This window comes from Enterococcus sp. DIV1089c, assembly GCF_050530965.1.
Lineage (GTDB): Bacteria > Bacillota > Bacilli > Lactobacillales > Enterococcaceae > Enterococcus_B > Enterococcus_B hirae.
The window spans coordinates 2,013,456-2,026,177 of record NZ_CP172888.1; the positions used below are offsets into that span (position 1 = coordinate 2,013,456).

The window sequence follows — 12,722 nt, forward strand, 5'->3', positions numbered from 1 at the left end:
CTCCTAACCAATTGCCTTCAACGGATCGATTTTTACAATTGCTCGTACCGAAAACAGCGCACCTAAAATGGCGACCACTAACATCAAAACACTGATAACTCCGAAAAATAACCAATTACTTTGAAAAGGTACGGTATCTGGTAAAAGGAACGAGGTCCCCACTGTTCCCAACAAACCAAGACCGATCCCAAAGAATGAGAGTAAGAAAGTTTGGGCCACTACTGAGCGAGCGATAAACCCTCCTGTCATTCCTTGCGCCTTCAAAACACCAAAAATATTGATTTTTTGCATGGTCAACACATAAATGAAAATTCCGATTACAATCGCTGCAATCACGATCAAAAAGCCGATCATAAAACCAAAAGTGAGTACTTGCGCACTATAGCCAGGTAATTCATTGATAAATTTAGAAATGCTGATTTTTTCAAGATCATTTGGTAAATCATCTATCTGCCCTCTAACAACCACCGCGTTGATTCGAGCATTCTCACTTGTATCTGTTTTTTCAAAACGAATTTCTTGGTAAGCATCAAGTGTTGTATATAAAACTGGCGATACATTGAACTTCGCATTTTTGGTAAATCCAGTTAATCGAAAGGTTTTGTCACTACCAGAAAGTTTAACTGTATCGCCAATTCCTAAACCATACTCTTCTTTTAAGCTAATATCACCCACTGCTTCATCGTTCCCAACAAAGGCCTTACCTTCAACAATATTAGGCATGATAAATTGTTCTGGATCAATACCAAAAAAACTCACATTGATTTTTCCTGCCTCATCGTTGTCTTTACTGGTTACGACCCCTGGTGTTTGTGCTAAGTAAGCCACCTTATCCCCTTTTACTTCTTGCGCTGTCTTTTTCGTGATCATTGACATCCCTAAGTTCGTATTGGCATCTTTTGACAGTACAATATAGTCTGCCTCCCACTTATCGACAGCCGTTCGGTTATCTTGTGCCAGTCCATACGCTAAACCGGTTAAAAAAAAGACCAAATATGCAATTAAAAACATCACCCCAGCAACCAACGCATAGCGTAATTTTGAATGTATGATTTCATTTAATGCTAAAAACATCTAACTCCTCCTTTAAAAGTTTATCAAACAATAATACAAGTTTATCACTTGATAAATTTTTAGAGGAATAATCTGCTCACAAAAAAACGGGACTGAGACAAAAGTTGTCTCAGTCTCTTCTAGTATCTCTAAAAACGGATAAACGGCGTTCAAGAAGCAACTCCTCAACAATAAGAGGGGATTTTCTAAAATATGAGGAGCTATTTAAAAAAATCCTCTCTTATTCGCTCGGAGCTAAACGCTTCTTTCACAGCCTCTTGCTAAACGGTGTTCAAACATCAGCTCCTTGAAATAAGCCTGAATTTTTCAAAACATGAGGAGCTGTTTCAAAAAATTCTTTCTTATTGTCATCAGAGCTACCCGATGTTTTCACGACCTCTGATTCACGGTGTTCAAAGAGCTGACCTTCGGCGATAAGTCAAAAAATCTCAAAACATGGGAAGCTGTTTCGAGATTTCCATCCTTAATGCTCCTGCGATTACTCGTCGCAGTTTTTACTTGGTGAGCGCTCAGGTCAAAACACTCTTTTCACGACCTCTTGTTCACGGTGAGACAAAAGTAGCATCTTCGGAAAATTTGAGAAGCACCAAGTAGGTAACAATCAACATCAAAAACTAGTTTTTGTGTTTCTTGTCAATTTTCGGAAATTTCTTCTTATTTCTTGTTGCTGAACACTTTTGTCTCAACTTCGTTTGATTATCGCTATAAAACTGGTTAATATCTTGTTGAAATATTCTTTCCTAAAATAAGCACGATCATTCAAAAATGCTATCCAAAGTCACTATCTGTTCAAGCTATTTTGCTAATTAATCCCTATTGATAAACCGATTTTTTGTCTTAACACATGAAACGATTTTCTCTCAATTTTGTGTTTTTGATGTCTTCAACAGTTTGAGTTCCAGCTAATTGCATGACCATCTCAAGTTCTGTTTTGAAAAAATCAAATACTTGTTTGATTCCTGTACTTCCACCTAAAGAAAGTCCATAAATGGCTGGTCTACCAATGGCAACTAAATCAGCTCCTGAAGCAATCGCTTTAAAGACATGTTGCCCTCGTCTAACACCGCTATCAAATACGATCGGTACACGTTTATCCACAGCTTCAGCTACATAGCGTAATGAATCAAAAGAAGCTGGACCACCATCTAACTGTCTACCACCATGATTGGAGACCCAAATCCCTTGTGCACCAGCATCAAGAGAACGATACACATCATCTTCTGATTGTACCCCTTTGACATAAACCGGCAACTCTGAATGGGTCGTAATAAATTCGATATCTTTTGGACTTAATTTTTGTTTAGACGATTTATAGACTGCATCCATCGTTTGACCGACTCCCGATTGGTAAGCTTGAACGATTGGCATGGGCAACGGAAAAGTAAAACCATTTCGCCGATCTGTTTCACGATTTCCGCCAACTGTTGCATCAGCTGTTAAAACAACCGCCTTTGCTCCGTTTCTTTTTGCCATTTCCAAGATATCCAAGTTGATCCCATCGTCCTTACTCATATAAAACTGAAACCATTGAGGAGCTTCAGAACCACCAGCTGCTCTAATTTCTTCCAGGGTACAAGAAGCGTAAGAACTAGCTGTATAGATCGTTCCAAATTCTGATACTCCTTTAGCCGAAGCTTTTTCAGCTTGTTCATGGGCTAATCCATGCGCTGCTACTGGTGCCATAATGATTGGTGCGGCTAATGTTTCATCAGAAAAATAGGTCGTTGTATCAGGTAATTCCACATCTTTCAAAACATGAGGGATAACCAATTGATGATTAAAGGCTTTTTGATTTTCTCGATAAGTAAACAAATCCCCTGCACCACTACTGATATAGCCATATCCACCACTAGGGATTACTTGAGTAGCTGCTAATTCCAGATCTTCCATATTGATGAAATCAATCATCCCTTCATGTGTACCAGCTTGATAAACTTTTTCCATAATAAAGCCTTCTTTCTCTCGAATTAAGAACCATGAATTTTATGATAGCGTTTGCATTATTATCGTACCTCTCAAAAATGATACAGGCAAATAATCTGTTTGAACTCTAGCAGTAAAGTAGTAGTAAAATAATAGAAAGATTTTCTAGGAAAGCTTCAATATTATGGTTGAAAAGAAGAGACTAAGCCAAAACCTGCCTCAGCCTCTTCTAGTATCTCTAAAAACAGGCTTACTTCTATCCTCTGGAAAACGCCCTGGAAGAAAAAGGTATAGATTGTCAGAGGGAACTCCTGCTTCATTTGCGATGCTTATTTTTCTGGAATATAAGCTTCTCCTTGAGCGAATAGCACTGCTTCTCCACCAATCACGATCCGCTCCCCTCGTAACTCACAATCAAGGTAGCCACCTCTTGGTGAAAGCTGATGGGCAATCATTTTTTTCTTACTTAATTTATTTGCCCAATAAGGAATAAGATTGGAATGAGCAGAACCGCAAACGGGATCTTCATTGATCGTTAATTTCGGGAAAAATGTACGAGAAACAAAATCTTCCTTCTGACCACGTGCGGACACGATCACGCCAACGCCCAAATCAAAATTTTTAATAGCTGAAAAGTTTGGTTGCAACTGTTTTACGGTTTCTTCATCTGTCAGTTCAAAAAATAAATCTCGCGCTAAATAAGCAGCTTTGATTTTTGCACCGATCGCTTTTTCGTATTCAGGTAAAATTGCTACTTTTTTAGGCATGATACTTGGAAAATCTATATAGTAAGTTTCTTGTTGTTTTGTCACAAGAAGTTCGCCACTTTGACTAGTAAATTTGATTATTTCTTCCTCTACCCCATAATAATTGAACAAAACAAACGCTGTTGCTAAAGTAGCATGTCCACATAAGTCGATTTCACGATCCGGAGTAAACCAACGTAACTCATAGTGTTCCTCCTTTTTGACAGTAAATGCTGTTTCAGATAAGTTATTCTCAATAGCAATTTTTTGCATCACTGTATCTGGTAACCACTTCTCTAAAACATAAACTGCTGCTGGATTCCCTTTAAACACTTCTTGTGTGAATGCATCAACAACATAATAACTTAACTTCATTTTATTCAGACTCCTTAACTTTTTGATAAATATATTCTGCACAACATAGATCTTCAATCGCTAAGCCAACGGCATCAAAAATCGTGATTATTTCTTGTTGGTCTTTTAATAATCTTTTTCCTGAAACCAATTCACTTAACGAGCCTGAGATCGCTGATTCTGATAATTCTCCTTCAGCAATCGGAATCAGTAGATCGCCACTTTCTTTCATTGCAGCTTCATAATCATCGACATAGATGGCACTGCTTTTCATCAACTCACTAGTGATTTCACGTGTATCTGGTGTAAACGTACCAATAGCATTGATATGCGTACCAGGAGTAAGCCATTCTTTTTTCAAAAACGCCTCTTTACTAGGTGTTAGCGTACAAATGATCTCAGCTTGTTCCACTGTTTCTGCAAGTGTTTCTCCACTTGAAAATTCAATTTCTGGGTATTCTGTTTGCATTTCCTCAATAAATTGTTGACTTCTTTCTTTACTCAAGTCATAGACAGATACTTTATTGATTGAACGTACAGCACAGATCGCATTCAAATGCGAGCTTGCTTGTTGTCCAGCCCCGATTAAAGCTAATGATGCCGCTTCTTTTTTCGCCAATATATCAGTGGCTAAAGCGGAAACTGCAGCGGTACGAATCCAAGTGACTGCATTCGCGTTGATTAGCGCTACAGGTACACCGTTTTTAGAATCAAATAATAGAATTTCCCCCAAATGTGAAGATAGTCCTTGTAAATGATTATCAGGAAATGCAGTAATGATTTTTGCACCAAAATAACGATCTTTACCAAGATAAGCAGGCATCATCGCAAAAACATTTTTGTTTTTACCATCTGGCAAAATCTCTACCATACGTGTATTTTGACTAATTTTTCCTTCGCCATAATCGCTAAAACACTGACGCATTACTTCAATTGCCTCTTGAAAATCTAATCGTGATACTGCTTCTTCAAAATCGATTTTTCTCATAAAAATCTCCCCTTCACATCCATATATTATCATTGAATTATATACATTCAATAATATAATTGTATGGAATACAATTTTAGAGGTGAATAAAATGCCCATAAATTCTTATGAAGATTATCCGATCACTTGGCGACCTGATAAAACAAAATTAACACGCCCCATCTATAAATCTCTGATCCAACAGCTAGAAGAAGATATTCTTACAAGTAAGTTACAAAAAAATACCCAACTTCCTTCTCAGAGAGAATTAGCCGACTATTTAGATATCAATTTTACAACTGTCGGTCAGGCCTATAAATATGGTATTGAGAAAGGTCTCTTGTACACCAATATTGGAAGTGGTACGTTCGTTTCCCCTAATGCTTTTACTTCAATCACGATTTCAACTAATCAAGTAGCTGAGCATGTGATTGATTTTGGATTAGTTAGTTCTTTTGAAGACTGCAACCATCTTGTCCTGCCTTTTATCCATTCAGTCAGTCTCAACCCCAATATCGTGGGTTTATTGAATTATCGTGACCCTATGGGAACCAATTTTCAATTAAAGACGGCAGTCGAATGGTTACAGACTCAAGGGGTTCAAACAACGATTCATCATACCGCAATCGTTTCTGGTGTTCAAAATGGTCTTGCTGTGACACTTGCCGCCTTTTTTTCTCCTGGAGATCGAATCGCTATTGATCGATATACCTATTCCAATTTTATTGAGTTAGCGCATTTGTATCACTTAGAAGTAGTTCCGATCGATTTCGACCAAGAAGGAATGAAACCTGAATTATTGCTACAAGAGTGTCATAAAAAGAAAATAAAAGGGATTTATCTGATGCCTTCTTGTAATAACCCCATCGGTTTTCAACTGTCTCTCCAACGGCGTAATGAATTGAAAGCTATTATTTCCAAAGAAAAGTTATTAGTTATTGAAGACGATATTCATTCTTTTTTAACGACCCATTTTCAACAACAAGTTTTGCCACCGTTTCAACAGCTGCTACCTGACCAAACCATTTACTTGTCAGGAATGACCAAATTCATTTGTTCAGGTCTTCGTGTAGCCTATCTTGTATTCCCAGAACGTTTAAGAGAACGAATTGAACGTGCAATCTTTAATATAAACGTCAAAACATCTGGTTTAGATGCAGAAATCATCACTCAAATCTTGCACTCACCAGAAACAGTCCAGAAAATCTTAACAACAAAATTAAAACGAACAGCCGAAGCAAATGACTGCTTTGATGCGTATTTTGATTTACCTCGTCCTTCGAATCCTTATCCTTATTATCGAAATATTCCGATCCGAGCCGATATTTCTCCCTTAGATGTAGAACAACATTTTTTGAACAAAGGGATAAGAATTTATCACTCGAATCGCTTCACTAGTCAACAACAAGCTGATCCTTTTATCCGAATCGCCTTATCATCCAATCATTTGGAGATTTTAAAGAAAGGATTACGGATCATTAAAGAAGAAATCGATGCTTATTTATGATTTTTTAGTTTCTATTCTTAGGTGTACTCAAAAAATCATTCAATCACTGGCAAACAAAAGAAGATCCATCACTCCTTTGATTTAGAACGTCCTCTCTTGTTATTGGGGTTCATCATTGAATCGATCATTTACTCGTAGTAAAAAAGTTTAGCACAACTTCATGCTCAACTTTTTTACTTCCTTAAGTAAGCCATTCAAATTGATTCGCCGTTCTTTCGATCACTTGGATAGCTGTCTTGACCCATGTTCCTTTAGAAACGTGACTTAAATGACTTGCATAACTTGTAGTCAGCTGTTTCAACGTTTGTTTCTTCTGTTGAAGCGTTAGCTTAGTTAACTTTTTTCTATTTTGCGATGTGGCATGACTTGGTGTTGCAACAATAAGCCGTATGAGTTGTTTCTCCAATGTTCTTTGTAATTCTTCAAACATGTTTTTCTTCCGTTTCGTTTTTATTAGTTGTTAGATTCTTTCTCTAAAGCAGAATACTTCTCTACTAATGGACATTCAATGCGACATTCGATCATTCTTTTCTCTCTGCGAAAAATCCCTTCCGCCTCTTCTTTACTATCATTTAACAGATGATAGAACTGTTTTCTGTGGGGGGAAACATCAAAAAACAAAAAATCATGGAACTGGTCTGCTAAGTGATCTAAGTAATGATCAAATTTACTTTTTTCTTTCTTTAGTTGGTCGAGTTGATTTTCTAATTGTTTTTTTTCTGAATATAACTGTTTTTCCATAGGTTGAGACTGTCCTTCACCTTTTTTCATCCATAACCCCTCCATTTTATGAAAGATATTGGGACAATGTTTTATCTGTCCTCACCTGTTCTTCAATGGTGGTTACTATCTGTTTCAGCAGCGTATCTAATTCACATTGGACCTTTTGCAATAGGGTTAGTTGTTGTTCATAGGTAGCCACTGGCTGACGGACTAGTGTGTACTCTGTCACCTGATTTTCTGCCAGAATAGCCATTTTTTCGGTATCATTCAAATGTTCACCCCAGCGGTTCGTATCCCGTTTCGTTTGGCTCCAAAGAAGATTAGCCTGTTCAATCTCCTTGTTTAGCCACTTGACCACTGTGTCTATCTCAGATTGAATCGCTTGTTTGTATCCCAAGGTAATCCTTCTCGCTTGCATCGCATCTAAAAAAATCTCTTGTGAAGAAGAAATTCCTTTACCGCTGTGACTAAATTGATGATGAATCTCAGCGAGCCGATCCAACTCTTGGTTTGTTTGATGTTTTGCTAATTGGATAATCCCTTTAGATTGTGTCACTAGATTCCCATCTTGATCAAATAAATAACCGCCCAACATATGCTGTTTGCCCAACTTCACTTTTTTAGATGTTACTTCAATTACTGTGCCCACTTGTTTTTTTGTCAGTGAATACCCGATCGGTACTAAATCTCTTGTGTCAATAAAGTTGAAAATCTTTCCTTCATTCGTTAATTTATCTGCCGCTGCTTGTTGTCTGGGATTTAAAATACTGTAAATGTTGGGGCCTTGGTAGAGATATACCCCCTCTAGCCGATCATGAAAAGCAGTCGGCAAATCTGAAATAGCATATTGTCCATTCATTGAACCTAAAGAATGGCCATATACTGAAACTTTGGCATTGGGATACATTTGCATGGTTTCTTGTAATGTATGGGCAGCAGACTTTAATTGCGGCATCGCAGTTGCTCCTCCTGCATTGATCACTTGGACAGCCGTAGGAAAATTGTTTACTCCCCAATCTCGCCATACATCTCCAGGATTTACCAGTATTTTATTGATCCCTATCGAGCCTTGATAAAGGATAGTTATCTGTTTCACTTCTTTTGGCTTTTGCACTTTTGGATTTCCGTCGGTAATGATAAAACTTTTTTCTCCACTTTTTTTGTTATCTATTATCTTTGATACATAACCATATGTTTGACGATTCACTGAAATTTTTTGTTCACTTCGAGATTCATATAACTTTGGCTTATCATTTTTATTCTCTCTTCATCAGTCATACTCATGACTGATCCGCTCTCTCAATCAGCCTATCTAGTTTTTCTGAGAGAACTAATCCATCATTCACTAATTGGTTCCTGCGCTCATTGACTACCAATCCTAATGTTAACTCTTTATCTTGATTAATGATCAATTCAACGTTGATTCCTCCTAAACGATTAGGTTCAATACTTTCGTAATCAATTTCATACGAATGGACGATTCCTTCAGCTGCTAATGCTTTGGGATCTAACCGTTTTAACTCAGATTCGATCAGTTGCGCTACTCGGTCACTCTTAATCATATTGACCATTTCTTCATTAAGCTGCTTTTGTTTCATGTACACAATCCCTCCGATTATGATTACTGCTATCCCTAAAATTTTCATTAAACGATACAACATTTTTTGTTTTTTCATAAATCCTCTTCCTGTTTTCTATCTATTTGACCAACACGTTCGTCATTCTCTTTTCATAATAGAGATACGCAAGTACTTGAAGATTTTTGTCAGATAAACCCAATTTTTTTGTTGATCTGGTTTCTTTTACGATTCATGCTTTTGGTTTGATGGATTATCCAAGAACACTCATGACTTTCATCATGGGTAGTTCCTGCTCAATTAGAAGAATGTAAACAAAAAAACATAGATTTGGAACAAACATTGTTCCAGATCTATGTTTTTCTTATCGATTAAAGTAGGAAAAAAATTATTGTCTTCGTTTCTTAAGAAAATAGTTGCATCAAAAATCCTGAAATGATCAAGACGATTGCACCGCCTAAACGATTTCCCATTTGCGCAAAAGCAATTAGTTCCATTCGATTAGCCGCAGATAATACTGCTACGTTCCCTGTACCACCCATTGAGTTGTTACACAATCCAGCTGTAATGGTTGATTCAACTGGGTACAAACCGAATAAACGGCCCACGAATCCTGAAGTGAGCGAGATTGCTACAACACTTGTCAAACATAAAACAACGAATTGCCAAGTTAACGCTGAAGCTAAGACATTTAGATTCAATAGCGCAATCCCTATTCCTGCAAGGACAGCTGCTGTTAAATTCTTAACGATCAGATTATTGAACATAATTGCTGCATCCTCATAATAATCAGGTAAGAGATTTGTAATTTTACAAATCACGACAATGATAATCATGAACGCATACGCATGGATTTTTGGCACAAAGTAGTTGCCGATTTGTCCTAAAATAAAGAATGTCAATGACACCATTAGACCTACACCTAATTGAGGGATCGATGGTTTCACATTCCGTGGTTTACCGTCACCAAGATCGCCTTTTACCATAAGTTTGCCTTCACCATTCAATTTAGGCATTGATTTTCCTGCACGAGCAACCAAAGCTGCTCCAATGATGGCTAAGACATTAGTCATTGCTGTAGCTGGGAGTAATTGAGAAATAATAGAGGAAGCATTCGTTCCTAAGACGTTCGCATAAATCGTAGATAATGGAACTGCGCCAGCTCCAACTCCTCCAGCCATTGCTGGTAAAGAGATATACAGTACGGAACGTCCAAACCCATTACCAATTAACATTCCAACTAGACCAACAGCAAAAAACGAGACAATCATTGAAATAAGTGCTACTGGAATGAAACGTACCGATGCTTTCATTAGTAAATTACGATTCATCCCTAAAATACTCCCAGTGATTAAAGCTGCGATATAAAAATCTAAGAAACCCATGTTACTTACAAAATTTTCAGTAGCTTTCACCACGTATTCTGGTAATATACCAAAAGTCGCAATTGCAGCTGAGGCAAAGATCGCAAATACGGAACCTCCACCTAGATAACTTCTAACGATTGGGATTTTTGTACCAATAAAATGAAATAAATTCCCGAATATCACTAGAACAGCGATCGGACCAATCATATTCGTTGGTAATTTTCCAAGTGCCATTGCAACGATCAGGACTAATACCATAACAAAATAGATAGGAAGACTTACTCCAGTAATCTTAGTTGTCCAAAATCCTTCTTTTGTTTTTTCTTCAACTTTTGTAGTTGATTCTTCTCTTTGTGTCATTCATACAGATCCTTTCTGAATAAAAAAGCACGGTGAAAGGCTGAGGTACGTTGAAAAATAGTTCAATATCTGATTTTTATAGCTTCTTCATCAGGTGACTCCCATTTTTCACCTCGTTGCATCTAATCAGCTGCTTTCCTTTCACCGATTAACGTACTCTGTGTATGATTGTGCTCAACTAATCCTTCATTCACTTTGTTTTAGAAATTTGGTCAAGCTTATTTGTCTAACTCTTGGTATTCTGGTACCCATTTAGCAGATTCCACTGCTGCTTTGATATCAGTGATTTCTTCACGATTCAATTTTTGAGAAACAACAGATTTCGCTACTGTTTCTGCAATTGTTTGAGAAAATTCAGTGATTTTCGCAACTGGAGGTAAAATTGCTGCGCCTGGTTGTGTAACATCAACGATTCCACCTAATGCACGACTTGCTTGAGAAATGATCTCAGCATTCACACGTGTAGCCGTTGAAGCAATCAAACCAAGTCCTAACCCTGGATACATCAACGCATTGTTTGCTTGTCCGATTTGATAAGTTACTCCTTGATATTCCACGTCTGCTGCCGGAATCCCAGTTCCTACTAATGCTTTCCCATCAGTCCATTCAATTAAATCTTTGGCTTTCGCTTCCGCTAATTTCGTTGGATTAGACAATGGCATGATGATTGGACGTGGTGTATGGCTTGCCATTTCCTTAACGATTTCTTCCGTAAACGCACCTGGTTGAGTCGATGTTCCAATCATGATTGTTGGATGAATTTCTTTTACGACCGCTTCTAAAGTTGTTAATTCAGCAGAATTAGTAAATTCAGATCGTTTTCGAGCAAAAGGAATTTGTCCTGGAGTCAAACCTTCTGTATCTTCAAATAATAACCCTTGTTTGTCTACTTGATAAAAGTGTTTTCGAGCTTCTTCTTCTGATACACCTTGACGAATCATTTCGTCTAATAGAATATTGGCAATACCTACGCCCGCAGTACCGGCTCCAAAAGTCAAAATAGTTTGGTCTTTCAATGATTCTCCAGAAATATTCAGTCCACCTAGTACACCAGCAAGAACAACAATCCCTGTTCCTTGGATATCATCATTGAAAGTAGTGATTTTATCTTCATATTTTTCTAAGATCGTTGCAGCATTTCCTCGTCCAAAATCTTCCCAATGTAGTAATAGTTCTGGGAAAAGATCCGTTGCTGCATCAACGAATTGATCGATAAATTCATAATATTTTTGTCCTGTCACACGATGATGGCGATTTCCTAAATATAATGGATTATTTAGTAATTCTTCATTATTTGTTCCTGCATCAATCGATACAGGTAATACTTGGGCAGGGTTGATTCCAGCAGCTGCTGTATAAACCATCAATTTACCGATCGCAATATCTACACCATTGACTCCCCAGTCACCCATACCTAAGATTCCTTCTGCATCAGTCACCACAATCAAGCGAATGTCTCGACCGTCCGCAGCATTTTGTAAACTTGCTTTGATATTTTCTGGTTCATCAATTGAAAGAAACGCAGCATCTTGCGGTTTTAAGAAAATTTCATTGTATTGTTCGATTGAATCCGCAACGACTGGATCATAAACAACTGGCATAAACTCAACTAAATGTTGTCCCATTAATTTATAGAAGAGTGTCCGATTTGTATTGAATAAATTCATTAAAAAGATCCGTTTTTCAAGATCACTTTGTTTACTCAAATATTGTCCGTATGCTTGAATCGATTGTTCCTCTAACGTTTGGACTGTGCTTGGTAACATACCTGTAATCCCATATTTAGCACGTTCTTCTTTCGTAAAAGCTGTTCCTTTATTTAAAAATGGATTATTTAATAAGTTTAATCCTGTCAACATAGCTAATTCCTCCTAGGTTTTAGTAACAAGGGAAGTATAGGCGTGAGAAAAGAATATAGTCAAAACTAATACCTACCATAAATTTTATTTATATGTCACTTTTCCTTATAAACTATATTTTTATGAGCATTACATTTGTATGACACTCTCGTTGAATACAATGACTCGCTTTCTGGCTTCATGACCAAATGAAGGAACGACCAACTACCGCGATTCACTTTCTTATTGTGTTGGTTAAAAAAATAAGATAAGATGAGAAAAATCT

11 protein-coding genes are annotated in these 12,722 nt (G+C 37.3%); 1 reads left to right on the forward strand and 10 read right to left on the reverse strand.

Annotated features, from left to right (window positions below):
• Positions 1-3: 3 nt before the first annotated feature.
• From IGL30_RS09515 to IGL30_RS09530, 4 genes are all read right to left on the reverse strand, one after another.
• Positions 4-1,074 carry an ABC transporter permease gene (locus IGL30_RS09515; RefSeq protein ID WP_123874622.1) on the reverse strand — a complete coding sequence of 357 codons (1,071 nt, stop codon included), beginning with the start codon at positions 1,072-1,074 and terminating at the stop codon, positions 4-6.
• Between the two features lie 837 nt (positions 1,075-1,911).
• Positions 1,912-3,018, reverse strand: coding sequence for an alpha-hydroxy-acid oxidizing protein (locus IGL30_RS09520; protein WP_375371681.1), 1,107 nt, complete (start codon positions 3,016-3,018; stop codon positions 1,912-1,914).
• 308 nt (positions 3,019-3,326) lie between these two features.
• A complete protein-coding gene (locus IGL30_RS09525) occupies positions 3,327-4,118 on the reverse strand; it encodes a PhzF family phenazine biosynthesis protein (protein WP_123874621.1) in 792 nt (263 codons plus the stop codon).
• 1 nt (position 4,119) lies between these two features.
• On the reverse strand, positions 4,120-5,085 hold the full coding sequence (locus tag IGL30_RS09530; RefSeq protein WP_123874620.1) for an ornithine cyclodeaminase family protein: 966 nt from the start codon (positions 5,083-5,085) through the stop codon (positions 4,120-4,122).
• Between the two features lie 91 nt (positions 5,086-5,176).
• Here IGL30_RS09530 and IGL30_RS09535 point away from each other — a divergent pair, with 91 nt between their 5' ends.
• Positions 5,177-6,571: a PLP-dependent aminotransferase family protein gene (locus IGL30_RS09535; protein ID WP_010738030.1), complete on the forward strand. Its 1,395-nt coding sequence runs from the start codon at positions 5,177-5,179 to the stop codon at positions 6,569-6,571.
• Positions 6,572-6,752: 181 nt separating this feature from the next.
• Here the strand turns inward: IGL30_RS09535 and IGL30_RS09540 are convergent, their stop codons facing one another.
• The 6 genes from IGL30_RS09540 to IGL30_RS09565 all read right to left on the reverse strand — a co-directional run bounded on the left by IGL30_RS09540 (position 6,753) and on the right by IGL30_RS09565 (position 12,457).
• The gene (locus tag IGL30_RS09540) at positions 6,753-7,001 is read right to left on the reverse strand and encodes a hypothetical protein (protein ID WP_088745792.1); all 249 of its coding nucleotides are present in this window, start codon (positions 6,999-7,001) and stop codon (positions 6,753-6,755) included.
• A 23-nt stretch (positions 7,002-7,024) separates the two neighbouring features.
• Positions 7,025-7,342, reverse strand: a complete 318-nt coding sequence (locus IGL30_RS09545; RefSeq protein WP_088745793.1) for a hypothetical protein — start codon at positions 7,340-7,342, stop codon at positions 7,025-7,027.
• Between the two features lie 16 nt (positions 7,343-7,358).
• Positions 7,359-8,501, reverse strand: a complete 1,143-nt coding sequence (locus IGL30_RS09550) for an Mbeg1-like protein (protein WP_260221345.1) — start codon at positions 8,499-8,501, stop codon at positions 7,359-7,361.
• A 73-nt stretch (positions 8,502-8,574) separates the two neighbouring features.
• Positions 8,575-8,970: a DUF1310 family protein gene (locus IGL30_RS09555; RefSeq protein WP_010718664.1), complete on the reverse strand. Its 396-nt coding sequence runs from the start codon at positions 8,968-8,970 to the stop codon at positions 8,575-8,577.
• Between the two features lie 305 nt (positions 8,971-9,275).
• On the reverse strand, positions 9,276-10,598 hold the full coding sequence (locus tag IGL30_RS09560; RefSeq protein ID WP_088745794.1) for a 2-hydroxycarboxylate transporter family protein: 1,323 nt from the start codon (positions 10,596-10,598) through the stop codon (positions 9,276-9,278).
• A gap of 218 nt (positions 10,599-10,816) precedes the next feature.
• Positions 10,817-12,457 (reverse strand): malolactic enzyme, encoded by a 1,641-nt coding sequence (locus IGL30_RS09565; protein WP_088745795.1) that lies wholly within the window; start codon positions 12,455-12,457, stop codon positions 10,817-10,819.
• Positions 12,458-12,722: the final 265 nt, after the last annotated feature.